General features: G+C 72.2%; 19 protein-coding genes. 16 read left to right on the top strand and 3 right to left on the bottom strand.

The genetic code is table 11. From position 1 onward, the window contains the following. Positions 1–85: 85 nt before the first annotated feature. From ACIBBH_RS13755 to ACIBBH_RS13700, 12 genes are all read left to right on the top strand, one after another. Positions 86–2,212 (top strand): ATP-binding protein, encoded by a 2,127-nt coding sequence (locus ACIBBH_RS13755; RefSeq protein WP_399404442.1) that lies wholly within the window; start codon positions 86–88, stop codon positions 2,210–2,212. Between the two features lie 118 nt (positions 2,213–2,330). Then, entirely contained in the window at positions 2,331–3,914 is a 1,584-nt protein-coding gene (locus ACIBBH_RS13750) for a PucR family transcriptional regulator (protein WP_399404441.1), read from the top strand. Between the two features lie 253 nt (positions 3,915–4,167). Continuing rightward, positions 4,168–5,613, top strand: coding sequence for an aldehyde dehydrogenase family protein (locus tag ACIBBH_RS13745; protein ID WP_399404660.1), 1,446 nt, complete (start codon positions 4,168–4,170; stop codon positions 5,611–5,613). A gap of 298 nt (positions 5,614–5,911) precedes the next feature. Next, the gene (locus ACIBBH_RS13740; protein ID WP_399404440.1) at positions 5,912–7,846 is read left to right on the top strand and encodes an acyl-CoA dehydrogenase family protein; all 1,935 of its coding nucleotides are present in this window, start codon (positions 5,912–5,914) and stop codon (positions 7,844–7,846) included. 205 nt (positions 7,847–8,051) lie between these two features. Next, positions 8,052–9,323, top strand: a complete 1,272-nt coding sequence (dxr, locus tag ACIBBH_RS13735; protein WP_399404439.1) for a 1-deoxy-D-xylulose-5-phosphate reductoisomerase — start codon at positions 8,052–8,054, stop codon at positions 9,321–9,323. Between the two features lie 8 nt (positions 9,324–9,331). Next, the gene (locus tag ACIBBH_RS13730) at positions 9,332–10,621 is read left to right on the top strand and encodes a M50 family metallopeptidase (RefSeq protein WP_399404659.1); all 1,290 of its coding nucleotides are present in this window, start codon (positions 9,332–9,334) and stop codon (positions 10,619–10,621) included. A 170-nt stretch (positions 10,622–10,791) separates the two neighbouring features. Then, positions 10,792–11,949: a flavodoxin-dependent (E)-4-hydroxy-3-methylbut-2-enyl-diphosphate synthase gene (gene ispG, locus ACIBBH_RS13725; protein ID WP_399404438.1), complete on the top strand. Its 1,158-nt coding sequence runs from the start codon at positions 10,792–10,794 to the stop codon at positions 11,947–11,949. An 80-nt stretch (positions 11,950–12,029) separates the two neighbouring features. Continuing rightward, positions 12,030–12,326, top strand: coding sequence for a hypothetical protein (locus tag ACIBBH_RS13720; protein ID WP_399404437.1), 297 nt, complete (start codon positions 12,030–12,032; stop codon positions 12,324–12,326). A 17-nt stretch (positions 12,327–12,343) separates the two neighbouring features. After that, entirely contained in the window at positions 12,344–12,535 is a 192-nt protein-coding gene (locus ACIBBH_RS13715) for a hypothetical protein (protein WP_399404436.1), read from the top strand. A gap of 98 nt (positions 12,536–12,633) precedes the next feature. Then, positions 12,634–13,482, top strand: coding sequence for a GNAT family N-acetyltransferase (locus tag ACIBBH_RS13710; RefSeq protein ID WP_399404435.1), 849 nt, complete (start codon positions 12,634–12,636; stop codon positions 13,480–13,482). A gap of 108 nt (positions 13,483–13,590) precedes the next feature. Further along, on the top strand, positions 13,591–14,121 hold the full coding sequence (locus ACIBBH_RS13705; protein WP_399404434.1) for a GNAT family N-acetyltransferase: 531 nt from the start codon (positions 13,591–13,593) through the stop codon (positions 14,119–14,121). Positions 14,122–14,229: 108 nt separating this feature from the next. Continuing rightward, entirely contained in the window at positions 14,230–15,930 is a 1,701-nt protein-coding gene (locus ACIBBH_RS13700) for a proline--tRNA ligase (RefSeq protein ID WP_399404433.1), read from the top strand. A 158-nt stretch (positions 15,931–16,088) separates the two neighbouring features. On the opposite strand, the gene ACIBBH_RS13695 is transcribed toward ACIBBH_RS13700, so the two are convergent. From ACIBBH_RS13695 to ACIBBH_RS13685, 3 genes are read right to left on the bottom strand one after another with little or no spacing between them, the layout of a single operon-like run. Next, positions 16,089–16,988 carry an aminoglycoside phosphotransferase family protein gene (locus ACIBBH_RS13695; RefSeq protein ID WP_399404432.1) on the bottom strand — a complete coding sequence of 300 codons (900 nt, stop codon included), beginning with the start codon at positions 16,986–16,988 and terminating at the stop codon, positions 16,089–16,091. A 30-nt stretch (positions 16,989–17,018) separates the two neighbouring features. Further along, positions 17,019–17,510, bottom strand: a complete 492-nt coding sequence (locus ACIBBH_RS13690; protein WP_399404431.1) for a ferritin-like domain-containing protein — start codon at positions 17,508–17,510, stop codon at positions 17,019–17,021. Then, positions 17,507–18,013, bottom strand: a complete 507-nt coding sequence (locus ACIBBH_RS13685) for a hypothetical protein (RefSeq protein ID WP_399404430.1) — start codon at positions 18,011–18,013, stop codon at positions 17,507–17,509. Before ACIBBH_RS13685 ends, ACIBBH_RS13690 begins: the two co-directional genes overlap by 4 nt. A gap of 209 nt (positions 18,014–18,222) precedes the next feature. Here ACIBBH_RS13685 and rimP point away from each other — a divergent pair, with 209 nt between their 5' ends. From rimP to infB, 4 genes are all read left to right on the top strand, one after another. After that, positions 18,223–18,726, top strand: a complete 504-nt coding sequence (rimP, locus tag ACIBBH_RS13680) for a ribosome maturation factor RimP (protein ID WP_399404429.1) — start codon at positions 18,223–18,225, stop codon at positions 18,724–18,726. Between the two features lie 2 nt (positions 18,727–18,728). Further along, complete coding sequence (nusA, locus tag ACIBBH_RS13675) at positions 18,729–19,715, top strand: transcription termination factor NusA (RefSeq protein ID WP_399404428.1); 987 nt, start codon at positions 18,729–18,731, stop codon at positions 19,713–19,715. A gap of 103 nt (positions 19,716–19,818) precedes the next feature. Next, entirely contained in the window at positions 19,819–20,115 is a 297-nt protein-coding gene (locus ACIBBH_RS13670; protein ID WP_399404427.1) for a YlxR family protein, read from the top strand. 145 nt (positions 20,116–20,260) lie between these two features. Then, positions 20,261–23,386, top strand: a complete 3,126-nt coding sequence (infB, locus tag ACIBBH_RS13665; RefSeq protein WP_399404426.1) for a translation initiation factor IF-2 — start codon at positions 20,261–20,263, stop codon at positions 23,384–23,386. Positions 23,387–23,520 lie beyond the last annotated feature (134 nt).

Genomic DNA, 23,520 nt, shown 5'->3' with positions numbered 1-23,520 from the left:
CCGCGTAAGCGGTGAACTCCCCAGGCCGGGGCGTTAGATTGACTCGCTGATGGTGGACGGAACGGCTGGTCAGGGGGCAAGGGCGATGGACAGCGACGGGACGCGGGACGTGCGGGGTACGCATGCGAATCCTGTGCCGCGTCCGGCGGGGCCGCCGGAACACTCCGCTGTGCCGCCGAGGCCCTCGGCGCCGCCCGGGGTGCCACCGTTGCCGGACGGTTCGGCGTTCCTGGCCTGGTTGAGGGCGCCCAGGCCTCAGGCGGCGCCGGGGGTGTGGCGGTACGGGCACCGGCCCAGGCCGGAGGAGGAACCGGAGCAGATCCCGACGCGGCAGCTGCTGAGCGGGGCGCTGATCGCGTTCCTGGTGGGGTGGCTGGTGTGGTCGCTGCTGTGGAACGGCTATCTGGGCGGCTGGTGGGTGCTGCCCCTCGAACTGTTCACCCCCGACTCCTGGCGCCAGGGCAACGACCGTGTCGGCAACGCCATCCTCTGGTACAGCTACTACACGCTGATCGCCGTCGCCATCATGCTCGTCGTGGGTCGGCTCGGCCGCTGGGGCGAGGTCTGGCGCCGCTTCGGCCCGCCCGCCTGGGGCCCGGCCACCCAGGTGGACGAGCGTCCGCCCGCCCCCGAGGAGGACCCCGCCGCATGGCCCCACCTGCGGGCCGCCGGGGCCCCCGACGCCGCCGACCGGCTGGCCGCCGAGGCCCGGGCCGGGCTCATGCGGGACGTGGACCACGCCCGGATCAGCCGCGCCTGGCAGGGCGTGCAGCACGGCCGGCACAGCCTCGCCTCCTTCCGCGGCGCCGTGGTGAAGGACGGCGCCGCCGCCTGCCCGCACCCCTCCGGGGACCGCGACCTCCCGGCCCGGCACGCCCGGCACGACCTGGTCACCGGGCAGGTACGGCTCGGCACCACCGCCGACGACCCGCGCAACCCGTACCACTACCGCGGCACCGGCCTCGCCCTCGGCCCCGACCTGCTCGGCACCTCGCTGCTCGCCGTCGGCCCGGCCGGGTCCGGCAAGACCGGCAGCATCGTGCGGCCCCTCGCCGAGTCGCTGTGCCTGCACGCCCTCGCCGGCCGGGCCGCCGTCGTGGTGGTCGGCGCGGCCGGCGCCGGGATCGGCCCGGCCGACGCCTACGACGTCGTCGTACGCGTCGCCCACCCCGAGTCGGCGTACGACCTCGACCTGTACGGCGGCACCACCGACCCCGACGAGGCCGCCGCCATACTGGCCGAGGCCCTCGTCGGCGACCTCGCCGACCCGCACCCGGGCGGCGACAGCCGCCGCTCCACCACCGTCCTCGCCCAGCTGCTCGGCCCGTTCCGGGCGGTCCACGGCCGCTTCCCCTCCGTACCGGAGCTGCGGCAGCTCCTCGACGGCACGCCCGGCGCGCTGGCCGCGCTGCGCAAGGCCCTGCACGACACCGGGCACGAGTCGCTGATCAGGGAACTGGACGCGCGTGAGCGGCAGATGAGCCACCCGGGGGACGTCGGGACCGTCCTCGCCGACCGGATCGCGCTGCTCGACCGGCCAGCCTTCGCCGGGTTCTTCGACACCTCCGGGCAGTCGCGGCCGTTCTCCCTCAAGGCCCTGGACCACCCGGTGCGGGTGCGCATCGACCTGCCCGAGCGCGGGCACGCGGACGCCTCGCGGATCCTGGCCCGGCTGGTGCTCGCCCAGTTCACGGCGAGCGTCGCGGTACGGGACGACCGGTCGCTGTTCGCCGGCCTGCTGCTGGACGACGCCTCCGGCGTGGTCACCCCGGAGGCGGTCCGCGGGATCCAGCGGCTGCGGTCGGTCAACGCCGGGGTCGTGGTCACCCTGCGCACGCTGGACGACGTACCCCGGCCGCTGCGCGGGCCGCTGCTCGGGGCCACGGGATGCCGGATGGCGCTGTCCGGGCTCACGCCGTGGGACGGGCAGGACTTCGCCGAGGTGTGGGGCAAGGAGTGGACCGAGACGCGGGACGTCACCGACCGGCAGATCATCGCCGAGACCCCGGCCGGCAAGGCCGTGCACGTGCTGCGCCGGGTGATCACCGGCAAGGCGCCGACCGCGCGGGCGGTGACCGTCCGGCAGGTCGAGCGGGAGCGGTGGTCCGCGTCCGAACTGGCGCACGCCGTGCCGCCGGGGCACGCGGTGCTGTCGCTGACGAACGTCAAGGGCGAGCACGCCCCGCCGCTGCTGGTGGATCTGCGTGGCTGAGGTGTGACCACAAGGTCAGCGGGCGACCGTACGGTGAGGCAGAATCGGCATAGGCCGTTCATACGCAGCGGCCAATAGATCACAATGATCACCCGATCTCCCCAGACCTGAAGGCCCCATGCCCCCGACGCTCGCCTCGCTCGTCCACCACTCCGCGCTCAAACTCACCGTGCGCGCGGGCGAGGACCGACTCGACGTGCCCGTCCGCTGGGCGCACGTCAGCGAGCTCGCCGACCCCGTGCCCTACATGGAGGGCGGGGAGCTGCTGCTGATCACCGCGCTCAAGCTGGACGCCGAGGACCCGGAGGCGATGCGGCGGTACGTGAAGCGGCTGGTCGGGGCGGGCGTCGTCGGGCTCGGCTTCGCCGTCGGGGTCAACTACGACGAGATCCCCAAGGCCCTCGTCGACGCCGCCGAACAGGAGGGGCTGCCGCTGCTGGAGGTGCCCCGCCGCACCCCCTTCCTCGCGATCAGCAAGGCGGTGTCCGCGGCCATCGCCGCCGACCAGTACCGGGCGGTCACGGCCGGATTCGCCGCCCAGCGCGAGCTTACCAAGCAGGCGCTGAACGCCGGCCCCGAGGGGCTGCTCGGCGCGCTCGCCGCGCAGGTCGACGGCTGGGCGGCGCTGTACGACGCCTCGGGCGCCGTGGTCGCCACCGCGCCGGAGTGGGCCGGACGGCGGGCGGCCCGGCTCACCGCGGACGTGGAGCGGCTGCGGGACCGGCCCGCGCCCGCCTCGTCGGTGGTCGGCGGCCCCGACAACGAGGACCGGGTCGAGTTGCACACCCTCGGCACCGGGCGGCGCCCGCGCGCGGCGCTCGCCGTGGGCACCGCTTCCGCCCTCGGCACCGCCGAGCGGTACGCCGTCCACTCCGCCATCGCGCTGCTCACCCTCACCACCGAGCGGTCGCGGTCGCTGCAGGCGGCCGAGCAGCGGGTCGGCGCGGCCGTGCTGCGGATGCTGCTCGCCGGGGAACCGGATCACGCCCGGGCCGTCGCCGGAGACCTGTACGGCGGGCTCCTCGACGCGCCCTTCCGGATGATCGTCGCCTCCGCGCTCGCCGCCGCCGACACGGGCGGTGACCGGCTGGGCGGCCTCGCGGAGACGGTGGAGTCCGCGGCGGCCCGGGCCGGGGAGGCCGTGCTGGTCGTGCCCGAGGGGGAGCGACTGGTGGTGCTCGCCGCGGACGGGGGTGCCGCGGTGGCCGCCTGCGCGGAGTACGCGGCGGGGCTGGAGGCCGCGCGGGCGGTGCCGGAGCAGGGGACCGCCGAGGAGGGCGACCTCGTCGTGGGACTGTCGGCGCCGGCCGGGCCGATCGCCGCGGCGGCCGCCTACAAGCAGGCCGAACAGGCGTTGTCCGTGGCCCGGCGGCGGGGGCGGGTGCTGGTGGAGCACGAGCAGTTGGCGGCGGGGTCGGTACTGCCGTTGCTGGCGGACGACGCGGTGAAGGCGTTCGCGGACGGGTTGTTGCGGGCCCTGCACGAGCACGACGCGACGGGCCGGGGTGACCTGGTCGCGTCCCTGCGGGCCTGGCTCTCCCGGCACGGCCAGTGGGACGCGGCGGCGGCCGACCTGGGGGTGCACCGGCACACGCTGCGGTACCGGATGCGGAGGGTGGAGGAGATCCTGGGGCGTTCTCTGGACGACCCGGATGTGCGCATGGAGCTGTGGCTCGCCCTGAAGGCGACGTCGTCCGAATAGGTGCCCCGGGTGGGTGCTGGGCGGTGGGTCGCGCAGCCCGGCGCCGACGGGTGCCTCCCCCGCCCTCGGCCTCGCTCGAGCGGGGGGACCCCCATCGCCACGTAGGACAAAGCGGAGTGTCTCCAGCCACCCACTACTCCTACTCGGCCAAACGCTCCGCGCCCGCCCCCGCCCTACCGTGGACCCGAACGCCAGGAAACAACCACCCCCAACGCGGAAGGGCCGGGACTCGCACATGCCCCAGGAAAAGAATGTGGGGGCCACCCACGCCTTCTGGCTCGCCGGCCGCCAGGTCACCGGCGAGGACACCTTCGACGTCACCTCCCCGTGGGACGGACGACTGGTCGGCAAGGTCAGCGTGCCGACGGACGCCCAGGTGGAGGAGGCCGTGGCCGCCGCTTACGCGGTCCGCGAGGACTTCGCCGCCACGCCGGCCCACGTGCGCGCCGCCGCCCTCGACCACGTCAGCAAGCGGCTGGCCGAGCGGACCGAGGAGATCGCCCGGCTGATCTCCGCCGAGAACGGCAAGCCGGTCAAGTGGGCCCGGGGCGAGGTCGGCCGTGCCGTGTCCGTGTTCCGGTTCGCCGCCGAAGAGGCCCGGCGGTTCAACGGCGGCGAGGCGCAGCGCCTCGACACCGACGCCGGCGGCCAGGGGCGCCTGGCGCTCACCCGCCGCTTCCCGAAGGGTGTCGTGCTCGGCATCGCGCCGTTCAACTTCCCGCTGAACCTGTGCGCCCACAAGGTGGCCCCGGCCATCGCCGCCGGTGCGCCGATCGTCCTGAAGCCCGCCCCGGCCACTCCGCTCTCCGGGCTGGTCATCGGCGAGCTGCTCGCCGAGACCGAGCTGCCTGCCGGTTCCTGGAGCATCCTGCCGGTCTCCAACGACCGCATGCCCGCCCTCGTGCAGGACGAGCGGCTGCCGGTCATCTCCTTCACCGGTTCCGAGAAGGTCGGTTACGCGATCATGGACTCGGTGCCGCGCAAGCACTGCACCCTGGAGCTGGGCGGCAACGGCGCGGCGGTCGTGCTGGCCGACTACGCGAGCGACGCGGACCTCGACTGGGCGGCCACCCGCATCGCCACCTTCTCCAACTACCAGGGCGGCCAGTCCTGCATCTCCGTGCAGCGCGTGATCGCGGACGCCTCCGTCTACGACCGCCTGCTGCCGCGCATCGTCGCCGCCGTCGAGGCCCAGGTCACCGGCGACCCCTCCGACGACAAGACCGACGTCGGCCCGCTGGTCAGCGAGGACGCCGCCAGGCGCGTGGAGTCGTGGGTGCGGGAGGCCGTCGACGCCGGCGCCTGCCTCCTCACCGGCGGCAAGCGCGACGGTGCCTCCTACGCGCCGACCGTCCTCACCGATGTACCGGCCGACACGACGATCTCCTGCGAGGAGGTCTTCGGGCCCGTCCTCACCGTGCAGAAGGTGGACGGCGAGGCCGAGGCGTTCGCCGCCGTCAACGACTCCAAGTACGGCCTCCAGGCGGGGGTGTTCACCCACGACCTGCAGACCGCCTTCCGCGCCCACCGCGCCCTCGAGGTCGGCGGCGTGGTCATCGGCGACGTGCCGTCCTACCGCGCGGACCAGATGCCGTACGGCGGCGTGAAGCAGTCGGGCGTCGGCCGCGAGGGCGTGAAGTTCGCGATGGAGGACTACACCTACGAGCGCGTGCTGATCCTCACCGGGCTCGCGCTCTAGCCCACCCCCAGCCAATGGGAACCATGTTCAGCTAGGCGTCCCGAAGGGGCGCGGCACCGATGCCTTACGGTGCCGCGCCCCTTCTCTGTGCCGGCTTCGTCCGGACCCTCGCCGAAGTCGCAGTCGCAGTGGACCAGGAAGGACCCCCGACGCACCACCGAGGGCGAAGACCGACGGTTTGGGCCGAACGGACGCGCGAGGACTGGTGAGGGCGGCCTGTTTCGGGTACCAACGATCCAGTAGCACTGGTCGGTAACGAACGGTCCGCAATCATCCCTCTCCGGGCGAGGTGAGCCTCATGTCCGCCCCCACCACCAAGAAACCCACCGTCACCGAACGCGAGGCGCGCCAGGTGGCGGAGGCCGCCCGGGAACAGGACTGGCGCAAGCCCAGCTTCGCCAAGGAACTGTTCCTCGGCCGCTTCCGGCTCGACCTCATCCACCCGCACCCGCTCCCAGCCGACGAGGACGCGCAGCGCGGCGAGGAGTTCCTCGCCAAACTGCGCGACTTCTGCGAGACGAAGATCGACGGCGCCCGGATCGAGCGCGACGCGCAGATCCCGGACGAGGTCATCGACGGGCTCAAGGAGCTCGGCGCGTTCGGCATGAAGATCGACACCAAGTACGGCGGCCTGGGCCTGACGCAGGTCTACTACAACAAGGCCCTCGCCCTGGCCGGCTCGGCGAACCCGGCGATCGGCGCCCTGCTGTCGGCCCACCAGTCGATCGGCGTACCCCAGCCGCTGAAGATCTTCGGCACCCAGGAGCAGAAGGACACCTTCCTGCCCCGCTGCGCCCGCACCGACATCTCCGCCTTCCTCCTCACCGAGCCGGACGTCGGCTCCGACCCCGCCCGGCTGGCCACCACGGCCGTCCCCGACGGCGACGACTACATCCTCGACGGGGTGAAACTCTGGACGACCAACGGGGTCATCGCCGACCTGCTCGTGGTCATGGCCCGCGTGCCGAAGTCCGAGGGGCACAAGGGCGGGATCACCGCGTTCGTGGTCGAGGCCGCCTCGGAGGGCATCACGGTCGAGAACCGCAACGCCTTCATGGGCCTGCGAGGCCTCGAGAACGGCGTCACCCGCTTCCACCAGGTGCGCGTCCCGGCCGCGAACCGCATCGGTCCGGAGGGTGCGGGCCTGAAGATCGCGCTGACCACCCTGAACACCGGCCGGCTGTCGCTGCCCGCGATGTGCGCGGGCGCGGGCAAGTGGTGCCTGAAGATCGCCCGCGAGTGGTCGGCGGCCCGGGAGCAGTGGGGCAAGCCGGTCGCGCTGCACGAGGCGGTCGGCGCCAAGATCAGCTTCATCGCGGCCACCACGTTCGCGCTGGAGGCCGTACTCGACCTGTCGTCGCAGATGGCCGACGAGGACCGCAACGACATCCGCATCGAGGCCGCCCTCGCCAAGCTGTACGGCTCCGAGATGGCCTGGCTGATGGCCGACGAACTGGTCCAGATCCGCGGCGGCCGCGGCTTCGAGACGGCCGCGTCGCTGGCGGCCCGCGGCGAGCGCGCCGTCCCCGCCGAGCAGATCCTGCGCGACCTGCGCATCAACCGGATCTTCGAGGGCTCCACCGAGATCATGCACCTGCTGATCGCACGCGAGGCCGTCGACGCCCACCTGTCGGTCGCCGGTGACCTCATCGACCCGGAGAAGACCCTGTCGGACAAGGCGAAGGCGGGCGCCAACGCCGGTGTCTTCTACGCCAAGTGGCTGCCGAAGCTGGTCGCGGGGCCGGGCCAACTACCGTCCTCGTACAGCGAGTTCAAGCACGGGGTGGACCTCTCCGGCCACCTGCGCTACGTCGAGCGGCACGCCCGCAAGCTCGCCCGCTCCACCTTCTACGCCATGTCCCGCTGGCAGGGCCGGATGGAGACCAAGCAGGGCTTCCTCGGCCGGATCGTGGACATCGGCGCGGAGCTGTTCGCGATGAGCGCGGCCTGCGTCCGGGCCGAGCACCTGCGCGGCCAGGGCGACCACGGCCGCGAGGCCTACCAGCTCGCCGACGCGTTCTGCCGCCAGTCCCGCATCCGGGTCGAGGAACTCTTCAACCGGCTGTGGCACAACACCGACGACCTCGACCGCAAGGTGGTCGAGGGCGTCCTCGGCGGCGCCTACGAATGGCTGGAGCAGGGGATCATCGACCCGTCGGGCGACGGTCCGTGGATCGCCGACGCCACCCCGGGCCCGAGCCGGAGGGAGAACGTGCACCGCCCGGTGAGGTGACCCGGCAGTACGCACAGCGTTCGCCGCGGTGTCCGAAGACAACGGCGGCACCCGCGCTCGCGGGCGGCACCCCCAGGGGTGCCGCCCGGTCTTCACGCAGACTTCACAAGGGGGATTTCGCTCCAATCGGCGACGAGACCAGATAAGGCACCCGCCCGAGGGACGCGCTGTCCTTCCGGCCACCGGTTGCGGCCACAATGGAGGGATGACCGACAGTCCCGCCAGTCCGGCGCCCCTCGCCGACCCGCACCTCGTCCACGACCCTCTCGCGGGGGACGGTCCCAAGGACGTGGTGATCCTCGGCTCCACGGGGTCCATCGGCACCCAGGCCATCGACCTCGTGCTGCGCAACCCCGACCGCTTCCGGGTGACCGCCCTGTCCGCGAACGGCGGCCGGGTGACCCTCCTCGCCGAGCAGGCGCACCGGCTGCGGGTACGGACCGTCGCGGTCGCCCGCGAGGACGTCGTACCGGCGCTGCGCGAGGCGCTCGGCGCCCGGTACGGAACCGGGGAGCCGCTCCCCGAGATCCTCGCCGGGCCGGACGCGGCCACCCAGGTCGCCGCCTCTGACTGCCACACCGTGCTGAACGGCATCACCGGCTCCATCGGCCTCGCGCCCACCCTCGCCGCCCTGGAGACGGGCCGCACCCTCGCGCTCGCCAACAAGGAGTCGCTCATCGTCGGCGGCCCGCTGGTCAAGGGGCTCGCCAAGCCCGGCCAGATCATCCCGGTCGACTCCGAGCACGCCGCGCTCTTCCAGGCGCTGGCGGCCGGCACGAGGGCCGACGTGCGCAAGCTGGTCGTCACCGCCTCCGGCGGCCCCTTCCGAGGCCGTACGAAGGAGCAGCTGGCGCACGTCACCGTCGAGGACGCCCTCGCGCACCCCACCTGGGCCATGGGCCCGGTGATCACGATCAACTCCGCGACCTTGGTCAACAAGGGCTTGGAGGTCATCGAGGCACACCTGCTGTACGACATTCCCTTCGACCGCATTGAGGTGGTCGTGCATCCCCAGTCGTATGTCCACTCGATGGTTGAGTTCACGGACGGATCGACACTCGCTCAGGCGACGCCCCCCGACATGCGCGGGCCGATCGCCATCGGCCTCGGCTGGCCCGAACGCGTCCCCGACGCGGCGCCCGCCTTCGACTGGAGCACGGCCTCCACGTGGGAGTTCTTCCCGCTCGACAACGACGCGTTCCCGTCGGTCGCCCTGGCGCGGCACGTCGGTGAGCTCGCGGGAACCGCGCCGGCGGTGTTCAATGCGGCCAACGAGGAGTGCGTGGAGGCGTTCCGCACCGGCGCGCTGCCGTTCAACGGGATCATGGATACCGTCACCCGGGTGGTCGAGGAGCACGGCACCCCCCGGACGGGAACCTCACTCACGGTGTCGGACGTCCTCGAGGCGGAGACCTGGGCACGGGCCCGGGCCCGGGAACTGACAGCGCAGACGGCGACCGCGGAGGCGCGTGCATGACGACCCTGATGTTCATCCTCGGCATAGGCGTCTTCGCGCTCGGCCTGCTGGTCTCGATCGCGTGGCACGAGCTGGGACACCTGTCCACCGCCAAGCTCTTCGGCATCCGCGTGCCGCAGTACATGGTCGGTTTCGGCCCGACCATCTGGTCGCGCAAGAAGGGCGAGACGGAGTACGGGATCAAGGCGATCCCGATGGGCGGATACATCCGCATGATCGGCATGTTCCCGCCCGGCGACGACGGCCGCATAAGCGCCCGCTCCACCTCGCCCTGGCGCGGCATGATCGAGGATGCCCGCTCGGCCGCCTTCGAGGAGCTCAAGCCGGGTGACGAGACCCGCCTGTTCTACACGCGTGCCCCGTGGAAGCGGGTCATCGTGATGTTCGCGGGCCCCTTCATGAACCTGATCCTCGCGGTCGGGCTGTTCTTCGCCGTCCTGATGGGCTTCGGCGTCACCCAGCAGACCACCACCGTCAGCTCGGTCTCCAAGTGCGTGATCTCCCAGACAGAGAACCGCGACACCTGCAAGAAGTCCGACCCCGTCTCCCCGGCCGCCGCCGCGGGCCTGAAGGCCGGCGACAGGATCGTCTCCTTCGACGGGGTGAAGACCGACAGCTGGAACCAGCTCTCCGACCTGATCCGCGCCAACCCCGGCAAGACGGTGCCCATCGTCGTCGAGCGCAAGGGCCACGAGCTGACCCTGAACGCGACGCTGGTGAAGAACCAGGTGGCGAAGAAGGACTCCCACGGCCAGATCGTCAACGGCTACACCAAGGCGGGCTTCCTCGGCTTCAGCGCCGCCAACGGCGTCGTACGCCAGGACTTCGGCGAGTCGGTGACGTGGATGGGCGACCGCGTGGGCGAGGCCGTCGACTCCATCGCGGCGCTCCCCGGCAAGATCCCCGCCCTCTGGGACGCCGCCTTCAACGACGCCCCGCGCCAGCCCGACTCCCCCATGGGCGTGGTCGGCGCGGCCCGCGTCGGCGGTGAGATCTTCACCCTCGACATCCCGCCCACCCAGCAGCTGGCGATGTTCGTCATGCTGGTCGCCGGCTTCAACCTCTCCCTCTTCCTGTTCAACATGCTCCCGCTGCTCCCGCTCGACGGCGGGCACATCGCGGGCGCCCTGTGGGAGTCGCTGCGCCGGCATGTGGCGAAGGTGCTGCGCCGCCCGGACCCGGGCCCGTTCGACGTGGCGAAGCTGATGCCGGTGGCCTATGTGGTGGCCGGGATCTTCATCTGCTTCACCGTCCTCGTGTTGATCGCGGACGTGGTCAACCCGGTGAAAATCTCGTAGCCACGCAGCGTTTCGCGGCGGCCCGGACCACTGCGTTCCGGGCCGCCTCCCAATGAGTGGGTTTCCGGGTGTGATGTGCTCCGGCGTCGGCCCGTGCCGTAATCTCGAAGCCTGGAGCCCGATGCCTGACGGGACCGGACCTTGATCCACGACTTGGGGTTGCACAGCAGATGACTGCGATTTCTCTCGGCATGCCGTCCGTTCCGACCAAGCTCGCCGAGCGCCGCAAGAGCCGGCAGATCCAGGTCGGATCCGTGGCGGTCGGCGGGGACGCGCCGGTGTCGGTGCAGTCGATGACCACGACCCGTACGTCCGACGTCGGGGCCACGCTCCAGCAGATCGCCGAGCTGACCGCGTCCGGCTGCCAGATCGTGCGGGTGGCCTGCCCGACGCAGGACGACGCGGACGCGCTCGCGACCATCGCCCGCAAGTCGCAGATCCCGGTGATCGCGGACATCCACTTCCAGCCCAAGTACGTCTTCGCCGCGATCGAGGCGGGTTGCGCGGCGGTCCGCGTGAACCCGGGCAACATCAAGCAGTTCGACGACAAGGTCAAGGAGATCGCGAAGGCGGCCAAGGACCACGGCACGCCGATCCGCATCGGTGTGAACGCCGGCTCGCTGGACCGGCGGCTGCTGCAGAAGTACGGCAAGGCCACGCCGGAGGCGCTGGTCGAGTCGGCCCTCTGGGAGGCGTCCCTCTTCGAGGAGCACGACTTCCGGGACATCAAGATCTCGGTCAAGCACAACGACCCGGTCGTGATGATCGAGGCCTACCGGCAGCTGGCCGCGCAGTGCGACTATCCGCTGCACCTCGGGGTGACGGAGGCGGGCCCCGCCTTCCAGGGCACGATCAAGTCGGCGGTCGCCTTCGGCGCCCTGCTCTCCCAGGGCATCGGCGACACGATCCGGGTCTCGCTGTCGGCGCCTCCGGTGGAGGAGGTCAAGGTCGGCAACCAGATCCTGGAGTCGCTGAACCTCAAGCAGCGCGGCCTGGAGATCGTCTCCTGCCCGTCCTGCGGCCGGGCCCAGGTGGACGTCTACAAGCTGGCCGAGGAGGTCACCGCGGGCCTGACCGGCATGGACGTCCCGCTCCGCGTCGCCGTCATGGGCTGCGTCGTCAACGGCCCGGGCGAGGCCCGCGAGGCCGACCTCGGTGTCGCCTCCGGCAACGGCAAGGGCCAGATCTTCGTCAAGGGCGAGGTCATCAAGACCGTCCCCGAGTCCAGGATCGTGGAGACCCTCATCGAGGAGGCCATGAAGCTCGCCGAACAGATGGAGGCCGACGGCGTGGCCTCCGGCGAGCCCGAGGTGTCGGTCGCCGGCTGACCGTCATCCCCCTTGCCCACACCCGTCACTTTCCTTGTGGCCGGGCGTAAGCGTTGTTTCCAGTTACCCTGCCAGATCCGATGTACAGCGGAGCCTTGACCCTCAAGGGCATCACGCAGTGGGACCCGTACGACGCGGTGTTCAAGGTGCTGACGGCGCCGCACCGCGAGGGCCTCTACCGCGCCGGCCAGGTCAAGGCCAGCGAACCCGCCCTCACCGACGGCGACTTCACCACGTACACCGACAACAAAGGTGTCCCGCCCGCCGGTTACACCCTGGACCTCGGCCGGTCCGCACGGCCGCCTTTACCACCGGGAGAGCCTCGGCAGGAAGGAGGACTCGGCGCGGATCAAGGACTACCCGGTGTCCGTGAGTGACGACGGCGCCACCTGGCGTGCGACGAAGGCAGGCGTGCTGGAGAGCGCGCGGCGTCCGCTTCACCGACCTCGGCGACCGGCTGCGCACCCGGTACATCCGGCTCGACCTGCCCACGACCTGGGCCGCGCCGACGGTTGCCCCCCACTGCCAACAGCTGAAGACCGACGAGATACAGGCCGGTTACGGCCACCCCGCCGGTCGCGGCTGACCCACCCGTCCCACCGCGCCGCCCCCGCAGGGCGGCGCGGCACATTTCCGGCAGGTACAGTGCGGAGATCAGCAGACCCTCAGGGTGAGGCCTCGCACGTGTTGACCCAGACCACCTCTCGGGTGCTCGAACCGAGCGACCTGGACGCCGCGCTCGCCGTCCTCGACCGCGAGCCGGTCGCCAACGCCTTCGTGACCTCCCGTGTCCAGGTCGCGGGCCTCGACCCCTGGCGGCTCGGCGGCGAGATGTGGGGCTGGTACGAGGACGGCATGCTGACGTCCCTGTGCTACGCGGGCGCCAACCTCGTCCCGATCTGCGCCACCCCCAGGGCCGTACGCGCCTTCGCCGACCGCGCCCGCCGGGCCGGCCGCCGCTGCTCCTCCATCGTCGGCCCCAGCGGGTCCACCGCCGATCTGTGGCGTCTGCTCGAACCGCACTGGGGCCCCGCCCGTGAGGTACGTACCCGCCAGCCCCTCATGGTCACCGACCGCATGCCCGTCGGCATCGCCCCCGATCCGTACGTCCGCCGCATCCGCAAGGACGAGGTCGAGACGATCATGCCGGCGTGCGTGGCGATGTTCACCGAGGAGGTCGGCGTCTCCCCCCTGGCCGGCGACGGCGGTCTCCTCTACCAGGCCCGCGTCGCCGAACTCGTCGGCTCCGGCCGCTCGTTCGCCCGCGTCGATGAACACGGCAAGGTCGTCTTCAAGGCGGAGATCGGCGCGGCGACCTCCCAGGCCTGCCAGATCCAGGGCGTGTGGGTGGCGCCGGAGTACCGGGGGAGGGGGCTCGCAGCGCCCGGAATGGCGGCGGTCCTGCGGTACGCGCTGGCCGACGTGGCGCCGGTCGTCAGCCTGTACGTCAACGACTTCAACACCCCGGCGCGGCGGACCTATCAGCGGGTGGGCTTCCAGGAGGTCGGCGCCTTCATGAGTGTCCTGTTCTGAACCCAAGGGGCGCGGGGAACCGCGCGGCCGGCCATGGCGGAGCCGCACCCGGAAATCAACCCGCAGTCCGCCGCACCATCCGGCGAAACACCCCGGTAGTCTCCCCGCATGGACGTCGTGATCGGCCCCCTGGACCTCTCAGCCCACGTCGACGAGGCCTTGGCCGTCCAAGCCGTCGCCTTCGGACTGGGCGACGACGAGGTGGCCGTACGCCGCCAGATCGTCCTGCGTCACATGCAGTACCCGGGTGCCAGAGCCCTCGGCGCAACCGCCGGAGGGCGCCTCGTCGGGTTCGTCTACGGCATGCCCAACGACCGCACCCACTGGTGGTCCACGGTCGTCGAACCGTATCTGCGGGCCCGCGGCCACGACGACTGGCTCGACGACTCCTTCGTGATCACCGAACTGCACGTCCACCCGGGCCACCAGAACCGCGGCATCGGCCGTGCCCTGATCACCACGATCACCGACCGGGCCACCGAACCCCGCTCGATCCTCTCCGCGATCGACACCGACAGCCCGGCCCGCGGCCTCTACCACTCCCTCGGCTACCAGGACCTGGCCCGCCAGGTGCTCTTCCCCAGCGCCCCGAAGCCGTACGCCGTGATGGGCGCCCCGCTGCCGCTGCGCCGAGGTTAAGGATTTCCGGCCGTGGCAGCCGCCCGGCTAACCTCCTAGCCAGCACCCTCCCCCACTCGTGGCTTCGCTCGAGCGGGGGGACCCCCATCCGGCAGGAGTACGAGAACCATGGCGAACGCACCGGTCCAGCGCATGTCCCAGCTGATGGCGAAAACGCTGCGCGACGACCCGGCCGACGCCGAGGTGCTCAGCCACAAGCTCCTCGTCCGCGCCGGATACGTCCGCCGCACCGCCGCCGGCATCTGGACCTGGCTGCCGCTCGGCAAGAAGGTCCTCGCCAACGTGGAGCGCATCGTCCGTGAGGAGATGGACGCCATCGGCGGCCAGGAGGTGCTGCTCCCCGCCCTGCTGCCGCGTGAGCCGTACGAGGCGACCGGCCGCTGGGACGAGTACGGACCCGAGCTGTTCCGCCTGCACGACCGCAAGGGCGGCGACTACCTCCTCGGCCCCACCCACGAGGAGATCTTCACGCTGATCGTGAAGGACCAGGCGTCCTCCTACAAGGACCTGCCTGTCATCCTCTACCAGATCCAGACCAAGTTCCGCGACGAGGCCCGGCCCCGCGCGGGCATCCTGCGCGGCCGCGAGTTCCTGATGAAGGACTCCTACTCCTTCGACCTGGAGGACGACGGTCTCGCACAGTCCTATGCCCTGCACCGCCAGGCCTACCAGCGGATCTTCGAGCGCCTCGGCCTCGACTACCGCATCTGCGCCGCCACCGCCGGCGCGATGGGCGGCTCCAAGTCCGAGGAGTTCCTCGCCCCGGCCGGTGCCGGCGAGGACACCTTCGCGGACTGCCCGAACTGCGACTTCGCCGCCAACACCGAGGCGATCACCTACGAGCTGCGGGAGCAGGACGCCGCCGGCGTCCCCGCCGCCGAGGAGATCCCGACCCCGGACACCCCGACCATCGAGACCCTCGCCGCCTCCCTCGGCGTCCCGGCCTCCGCCACCCTGAAGAACCTCCTCGTCAAGGTCGGCGGCGAGATCGTCGCCGTCGGCGTGCCCGGCGACCGCGAGGTCGACATGGACAAGGTCGAGGCGCACTTCGCCCCGGCCGCCGTCGAGCTCGTCACCGCCGAGGACTTCACCGGCCGCCCGGACCTGGTCCGCGGCTACGTCGGCCCGCAGGGCCTGGACAAGGTCCGCTACATCGCCGACCCGCGCGTCGCGCCGGGCACCGCGTGGATCACGGGTGCCAACAAGGAGCACACGCACGCCAGGAACGTGGTCGCCGGCCGCGACTTCACGGTCGACGCGTACGTGGACGTCGTGGTCGTGCAGGAGGGCGACCCCTGCCCCAAGTGCGGCACCGGCCTCAAGCTCGACCGCGCCATCGAGATCGGCCACATCTTCCAGCTCGGCCGCAAGTACACCGACGCCCTCAAGCTCGACGTCCTCGGCCAGAACGGCAAGCCCGTCCGCGTCACCATGGGCTCCTACGGCGTCGGCGTCTCCCGCGCGGTCGCCGCCCTCGCCGAGCAGCACGCCGACGAGCACGGCCTGGTCTGGCCCAAGGAGGTCGCCCCGGCGGACGTGCACGTCGTCGCCGCGGGCAAGGCCCTCCAGACCGAGCTGGCCCTCGAGGTCTCGGGGAAGCTGGCCGCCGCCGGCCTGCGCGTCCTGGTCGACGACCGGGCCGGCGTCTCCCCGGGCGTGAAGTTCACCGACGCCGAACTCATCGGCGTACCGCAGATCCTGGTCGCGGGCCGCCGCTCCGCCGAGGGCGTCCTGGAGCTGAAGGACCGCCGCAGCGGTGAGCGCGAGGAGCTCACGGTGGACGAGGCGATCGCGCGCCTCACCGCCTGACGGATCCGGTCGAAGAAAACTCCCGGGGACTTCTGCCGAGGCGAACGGACGCCTCACAGACTTCCCTCAGGCCGTTCCCCGACCGTGGTGCGTGACCCAGCGTCACCGTGGCCACCGAGGGGAACGGCGCGAGCCGGGCGGGCCATCCGCTCGGGAATCTACAGCCAGCCCGCGAACTCCAGGAGCAGTTCCGCGTCCTGCTCCCGGCCCACCCGGCGGGCCCGCACCCCGGACTCCACGGCCCGGAACAGGGTCCAGCCCCTGAGCCGCTCCTGGTCCACGTCCAGCGACTCCGCCAGCCGCTTCACCCGCCGCCGGGTCGTGGCCGCCCCCGACGGCGAGGCGATCAGGTCCTCCACCCGGTCCCGGACCAGCCGGGCCAGGTCGAAGGCGCACTCGCCGACCAGCGGGTCCGGGCCCACCGCCAGCCACGGCATTCGCTCCCCGGCCAGCACCTTGCTCTGCCGGAAGGTGCCGTGCAGCAGCCGGTGTTCCGGCGGCGCGGCCAGCAGTTCCTCGCGGACCGCGAGCGCCGCCTCGACCAGCGGGGCCACCTCGGCGTCGGTCGCCGCGCTCGCCCGCATGGCCTCGGCCTGCCGGCCGGTCCGCCCGGCGACGGTCTCGAAGGCGAAGTCCGCGGGCGGCTCGACCCACAGCCGGCGCAGCGTCCCGGCCGCCTCCAGCAGCGCCTTCGCCTCGGGCAGGGACCGCACGGACACGTCCGGGTGCAGCCGTTCGAGCAGCAGCACGCCCGGGGCGCCGTCGGTCTCCAGCAGCTGTACGGCGCCCAGGCCGTCCCAGCGCGCGAGCGCCGCCCGCTCCGCCTCCGGCCGGGCCCGGGGCGGGGCCAGCTTCAGTACCGCGGGCGTCCCGTCGGCCCGCCGAACCAGCACGACCAGGCTGCTGCGGCCGCCCGGCACCTGCACCCGCTCCACGGTCAACCCGCGTAGCGCGACGGCCTGCCGCACGGCCTCCGGCAGCTCTTCCAGCCAGCCGTCACCGTCCGGTGCCGTCTCACCGAGCGCCCTGACGAGACGCCGCGGCGGTTCGAAAGCCATGCGCGAGCCGTTCCTTCCTGGGCTGCCGGATCATGCCGTCGCCGACGCGGCGGCCGGCGCCGGGGTCGCGGACGTACCGGTCCCGTCACCGCCCCGCTCGGCGAGACCAGGGAAGGCTACGCTCTCCCCGCGCCAGCGCACCGCCCGCACCGCGGCCTCCCGCAGCGCGGCGGCGGCCGCCCCGCGCCGCCCGCCCGTGGTCGCCCGCACCAGGTCGGAGTACACCCCGGCCACGCGTTCCTCCAGCACGGCGGCGAGCCGGACCGCCGCGGCGGAGTCCGGTACCGGGAACGGCAGCGCGTACGCCGCGGACGCGGCCACCGGGTCGCCGCCCAGATCGCGCACCTCGCGCACCAGCGCGTCCCGGCGCGCCCGGTGCGCGTCGTACGCGGTCCGTGCCTCAGTGCGCCGATCCGCCCGGATCCGGCCGCCGACGACCCCGTACCCGTACACGGCCGCGTGCTCGGCGGCCAGGGCCGCCTGCAGGGCCTTGAGCTCGCCGTCCCTGGCCTCGTCGCTCACTTGCCACCCTCCGTCAGCAGATACGCGTGCGCCGCCCCGGCCGCCGCCACCGAGGCCAGCAGCCGCGCCAGCTCGGCCTCCACCGCCGGCAGCGCCCCGGCCCGCCGGTCGGCGAGGGTGCGCTCGGCGGCGGCGAGTGCGGCGAGGGCGTCCTTCCCGTCCGCCGGCACGGCCGGGGACGCCGACGCCCGCGGGGACCGCGACGGAGCGGGCGCACCGTCCCCGAACGCCTCCGCGTGCGCCGCGGTCTCCTCCCGCAGCGGCCGCAGCCGCTCCGCGAGCGCCGGATGCGCGGCGATCACCGCGTCGTACCGCTCCACCAGCCCCCGGCTGTCCCGGGCGGCACGCGTGCGTGCCCGCGTGGACACCGACGGGCCGTCGCCGCTGCCCGCGGCATCGGGGCCGGTGGAGCAGCCCACCAGCACGGCGGCCGAGGCCGCCGAGACGAACAGGCTCCTTCTGCGCACGCCCGAGGGCATGGGCGGCGGTGGGGGGAACGGCACGGCTGACGTCCTCGGGGAACTCGTACGAACAGACCACGATCAGGCGGGTGGGCCGAGGCCCGTGATCACCGTACCCGCGCCCCCGCCCGGCACCGGTCATCGGCACCCTCCGGGCGCAGGTGGACGGCAACACCCCGTGCGACCGGATACCCTTTGACCAGACACGCGACCCATCCCACAACAGCACACGCGGCCGAGGAGTCACCCGGATGAGCACCACCCAGAGCGAGAGGCTGCGAGAGCTCCTGGAACCGCTCGTGGCCTCCCAGGGCCTGGATCTCGAGGAGATCGCCGTGGACTCCGTCGGACGCAAGCGGGTGCTGCGCGTCGTCGTCGACTCCGACACCGGGGCGGACCTGGACCAGATCGCCGATGTGAGCCGCGCGCTCTCGGCGAAGCTCGACGAGACGGACGCGATGGGCGAGGGCGCGTACGACCTGGAGGTCGGAACCCCGGGCGCGGAGCGCCTCCTCACCGAACACCGGCACTACGCGCGCGCCGTCGGCCGGCTGGTGAAGTTCCAGCTGACCGAGGAAGGCGAGCTGGTCGCCAGGATCATGACGGTCGACGACGAAGGTCTCGACGTCGAAGTGCCCGGAGTCAAGGGCCGCAAGGCCACCACCCGCAGACTCGGCTTCCCGGACATCGCCAAGGCGCGCGTGCAGGTCGAGTTCAACCGCAAGGACAAGAACGAGAAGGAAGAGGAGGCGTAGCCGTGGACATCGACATGAGTGCCCTGCGGGGCTTGGTTCGGGAGAAGGAGATCTCCTTCGACCTGCTGGTCGAGGCGATCGAGTCGGCCCTCCTCATCGCCTACCACCGCACCGAGGGAAGCCGCCGCCACGCGCGCGTGGAGCTCAACCGGGAGACCGGGCATGTGACCGTGTGGGCGAAGGAGGACCCCGAGGACCTCGAAGAGGGCCAGGAGCCCCGCGAGTTCGACGACACCCCGTCCGGCTTCGGCCGTATCGCCGCCACCACCGCCAAGCAGGTCATCCTGCAGCGGCTGCGCGACGCCGAGGACGACGCGACGCTCGGCGAGTACGCCGGCCGCGAGGGCGACATCGTCACCGGTGTGGTCCAGCAGGGCCGCGACCCGAAGAACGTGCTCGTCGACATCGGCAAGCTCGAGGCCATCCTGCCGGTGCAGGAGCAGGTGCCGGGGGAGACGTACCCGCACGGCATGCGCCTGCGCAGTTACGTCGTACGGGTGGCGAAGGGCGTCCGCGGTCCGTCCGTCACCCTCTCGCGCACGCACCCCAACCTGGTGAAGAAGCTCTTCGCGCTCGAGGTGCCGGAGATCGCCGACGGGTCCGTCGAGATCGCCGCCATCGCACGTGAGGCCGGTCACCGTACGAAGATCGCCGTCCGTTCCACCCGTTCGGGCCTGAACGCCAAGGGCGCCTGCATCGGTCCCATGGGCGGCCGGGTGCGCAATGTGATGGGCGAGCTGAACGGCGAGAAGATCGACATCGTCGACTGGTCGGACGACCCGGCGGAGATGGTCGCGAACGCGCTGTCACCCGCGCGGGTGTCCAAGGTGGAGGTCGTGGACATGGCCGCCCGGTCCGCCCGGGTGACCGTGCCGGACTACCAGCTGTCGCTGGCGATCGGCAAGGAGGGGCAGAACGCCCGGCTCGCCGCCCGGCTCACCGGCTGGCGGATCGACATCCGTCCGGACACCGAGCCGGCCGGGGAATAGATCCAAGCCGCAGCACGCTTAGATCACGTCAGTTATACGCGCGGCAACTGTTCGATTCCTGCCCCAAAAGGGGTGAGGTCGCCGCGGGGAGGTAGACTTAACTGTGTCTGGCCGGACGCACGCCCGAGTATGCCCTGAACGCACCTGTGTGGGGTGCCGGGAGCGGGCGGCCAAGACTGATCTGCTGCGCATCGTGGCGATCGAGGACGCATGCGTCCCTGATCCTCGCGGTACGCTGCCCGGCCGGGGTGCGTACGTGCACCCCGCCCTGGTCTGTCTCGACCAGGCGGTACGCCGTCGGGCGTTCACGCGGGCACTGCGCGCCCCGGGAGCGCTCGACACAAAGGCGTTGCGCCAGTACGTCGAGCAGACAACAGTTGCTGAGCAGGCAACACCGTAAGACGTGCCGTACGGAACCCCGTGCGGCTTGGTACCTCGCGAGTCGAAAGCAGGTCGAGATTGCGATGAGCACTCGATGAGTACGCGATGAGTACGCCCATGAACTAGCGACGGTCCGGCCGCAACCCGGACCTCAGAGGAGCGAAGTGGCTAAGGTCCGGGTCTACGAACTCGCCAAGGAGTTCGGTGTCGAGAGCAAGGTCGTCATGGCCAAGCTCCAGGAACTCGGTGAATTCGTCCGTTCGGCGTCTTCGACGATCGAAGCGCCTGTAGTACGCAAGCTGACCGACGCCTTCCAGGGCGGTGGCAACGGCAAGTCCGCCGGCAAGCCCGCCCCGCGCAAGGCCGCCCCCAGGCCCGCCGCGCCCTCTCCGGCGCAGGCTGGGGGTACCTCCCACGGCGTCAGGCCGGTGGGGGAACGTCCGGCTGCACCGAAGCCGGGCGCCCCCAAGCCGCCGTCGGCCCCGCAGCCGGCCGCCCAGCAGCCCACGGCCCAGCAGCCGTCGGCTCCGTCGGCGCCCGCGCCTGCCCCCGGCCAGCGTCCGGTGCCGGGCCCCAAGCCCGCGCCGCGTCCGGCCCCGGCGGCCCCGACGACGCCCGAGTTCACGGCCCCGCCGTCGGCTCCGGCCTCGTCCCCGGCCGCCCAGGGCCCGCGCCCCGGCGCGCGTCCCGGTGCTCCCAAGCCCGGTGGCCGTCCGGCTCCCGGCCAGGACCGGCAGGGTCAGCGTCCGGCCGCCGCACAGGGCGGCGGTCGTCCCGGTGGCCAGGCGCCGCGTACCGGTGCCCGTCCGGCCGGTCCGCGTCCGGGCAACAACCCGTTCACGTCCGGTGGCTCCACCGGCATGGCCCGTCCGCAGGCGCCCCGTCCGCAGGGCGGTCCGCGTCCCGGCGGTCCCGGTGCCCCCGGCGCCGGTCCCCGTCCGCAGGCGCCCGGCGCCCAGGGCGGCGGTCCGCGTCCGCAGGCTCCGGGCGGTCAGCGCCCGACCCCGGGCTCGATGCCGCGTCCGCAGGGCGGTCCGCGTCCCGGCGGCGGTCCCGCGGGTCCGCGTCCGAACCCGGGCATGATGCCGCAGCGTCCCGCCGCGGGCCCGCGTCCCGGCGGTGGCGGCCCCGGCGGCCGTGGCCCCGGTGGCGGTGGTCGTCCCGGTGGCGGCGGCGGTCGTCCGGGCGGCGGCGGCGGCTTCGCCGGTCGTCCGGGTGGCGGTGGCGGCGGCTTCGCCGGTCGTCCCGCCGGTCCCGGTGGCGGTGGCGGCGGTTTCGCCGGTCGTCCCGGTGGTCCCGGTGGCGGCGGTGGTGGCCGTCCCGGCTTCGGCGGTCGTCCCGGTGGTCCCGGTGGTCGTGGTGGCACGCAGGGCGCCTTCGGCCGTCCCGGCGGTCCCGCGCGTCGTGGCCGCAAGTCGAAGCGGCAGAGGCGCCAGGAGTACGAGGCCATGCAGGCCCCGTCGGTCGGCGGCGTGATGCTGCCTCGCGGCAACGGCGAGACCATTCGCCTGTCGCGCGGTGCGTCGCTCACCGACTTCGCCGAGAAGATCAACGCCAACCCGGCGTCGCTCGTCGCGGTGATGATGAACCTGGGCGAGATGGTCACGGCCACGCAGTCCGTCTCCGACGAGACGCTGCAGCTCCTCGCCGACGAGATGAACTACGCGGTTCAGATCGTCAGCCCCGAGGAGGAGGACCGCGAGCTGCTCGAGTCCTTCGACATCGAGTTCGGCGAGGACGAGGGCGACGAGGAGGACCTGGTGGTCCGTCCGCCGGTCGTCACCGTCATGGGTCACGTCGACCACGGTAAGACCCGACTGCTCGACGCCATCCGCAAGACGAACGTCATCGCGGGCGAGGCCGGCGGCATCACCCAGCACATCGGTGCCTACCAGGTCGCGACCCAGGTCAACGACGAAGAGCGCAAGATCACCTTCATCGACACCCCGGGTCACGAGGCGTTCACCGCCATGCGTGCCCGTGGTGCGAAGTCGACCGACATCGCGATCCTGGTCGTCGCGGCCAACGACGGCGTCATGCCGCAGACGGTCGAGGCGCTCAACCACGCCAAGGCGGCCGACGTCCCGATCGTGGTCGCGGTCAACAAGATCGACGTCGAGGGTGCCGACCCGACCAAGGTGCGCGGTCAGCTGACCGAGTACGGCCTGGTGGCCGAGGAGTACGGCGGCGACACCATGTTCGTCGACATCTCCGCCAAGCAGGGTCTGAACATCGACTCGCTGCTGGAGGCCGTGATCCTCACGGCCGACGCCTCGCTCGACCTGCGGGCCAACCCGAACCAGGACGCGCAGGGCATCTCGATCGAGTCCCGTCTCGACCGCGGCCGTGGTGCCGTGGCGACGGTCCTCGTCCAGCGAGGCACCCTGCGGGTCGGCGACACGATGGTCGTGGGCGACGCCTACGGCCGGGTGCGCGCCATGCTCGACGACAACGGCAACAACGTCGCCGAGGCCGGCCCGTCGACGCCGGTCCAGGTCCTGGGCCTGACCAACGTCCCGGGTGCGGGCGACAACTTCCTCGTGGTCGAGGAGGACCGTACGGCCCGCCAGATCGCGGAGAAGCGCGCCGCCCGTGAGCGCAACGCCGCGTTCGCCAAGCGCACGCGCCGCGTGTCCCTGGAGGACCTGGACAAGGTGCTCAAGGCCGGCGAGGTCCAGCAGCTCAACCTCATCATCAAGGGTGACGCTTCTGGTTCCGTCGAGGCCCTCGAGTCCTCCCTGCTCCAGCTGGACGTCGGCGAAGAGGTCGACATCCGCGTCCTGCACCGCGGCGTCGGTGCGGTCACGGAGTCGGACATCGACCTGGCGATGGGCTCCGACGCCATCGTGATCGGCTTCAACGTCCGTGCGGCCGGCCGCGCGGCGCAGATGGCCGAGCGCGAGGGTGTGGACGTCCGGTACTACTCGGTCATCTACCAGGCGATCGAGGAGATCGAGGCGGCCCTCAAGGGCATGCTCAAGCCGGAGTACGAGGAGGTCGAGCTCGGTACGGCGGAGATCCGCGAGGTCTTCAAGTCGTCCAAGCTGGGCAACATCGCCGGTGTCCTCATCCGCTCCGGCGAGGTGCGCCGCAACACCAAGGCCCGCCTCATCCGCGACGGCAAGGTGGTCGCGGAGAACCTCAACATCGAGGGCCTGCGTCGCTTCAAGGACGATGTCACCGAGATCCGCGAAGGGTTCGAGGGCGGTATCAACCTCGGCAACTTCAACGACATCAAGGTCGACGACGTCATCGCGACGTACGAGATGCGGGAGAAGCCGCGCGCGTAACGCACGCGGTGAGCTGAGCCGGGTCGGGGCCGGCCGGCGGGATTCGTCCCGTCGGCCGCCCGCCCGGATTCCCGGACCCGGGGTCGGTCGGCGAGAGGTAATCCCGTCGATCGGCCCCGGCCGTTCGTTGTACG

The sequence above is a fragment of the Streptomyces sp. NPDC051636 genome, from assembly GCF_044453765.1.
In the GTDB taxonomy this organism is placed as follows: Bacteria; Actinomycetota; Actinomycetes; order Streptomycetales; family Streptomycetaceae; genus Streptomyces.
Note: the sequence above shows the minus strand (reverse complement) of the source record. Positions and strands in the feature narration are given on the sequence as shown.

Coding starts and splice junctions, on each gene's coding strand:
- ACIBBH_RS13755 (WP_399404442.1), top strand. CDS start 86: ATGGACAGCGACGGGACGCGGGACGTGCGGGGTACGCATGCGAATCCT.
- ACIBBH_RS13750 (WP_399404441.1), top strand. CDS start 2,331: ATGCCCCCGACGCTCGCCTCGCTCGTCCACCACTCCGCGCTCAAACTC.
- ACIBBH_RS13740 (WP_399404440.1), top strand. CDS start 5,912: ATGTCCGCCCCCACCACCAAGAAACCCACCGTCACCGAACGCGAGGCG.
- dxr (WP_399404439.1), top strand. CDS start 8,052: ATGACCGACAGTCCCGCCAGTCCGGCGCCCCTCGCCGACCCGCACCTC.
- ACIBBH_RS13730 (WP_399404659.1), top strand. CDS start 9,332: ATGTTCATCCTCGGCATAGGCGTCTTCGCGCTCGGCCTGCTGGTCTCG.
- ispG (WP_399404438.1), top strand. CDS start 10,792: ATGACTGCGATTTCTCTCGGCATGCCGTCCGTTCCGACCAAGCTCGCC.
- ACIBBH_RS13720 (WP_399404437.1), top strand. CDS start 12,030: ATGTACAGCGGAGCCTTGACCCTCAAGGGCATCACGCAGTGGGACCCG.
- ACIBBH_RS13705 (WP_399404434.1), top strand. CDS start 13,591: ATGGACGTCGTGATCGGCCCCCTGGACCTCTCAGCCCACGTCGACGAG.
- ACIBBH_RS13700 (WP_399404433.1), top strand. CDS start 14,230: ATGGCGAACGCACCGGTCCAGCGCATGTCCCAGCTGATGGCGAAAACG.
- ACIBBH_RS13695 (WP_399404432.1), bottom strand. CDS start 16,988: ATGGCTTTCGAACCGCCGCGGCGTCTCGTCAGGGCGCTCGGTGAGACG.
- rimP (WP_399404429.1), top strand. CDS start 18,223: ATGAGCACCACCCAGAGCGAGAGGCTGCGAGAGCTCCTGGAACCGCTC.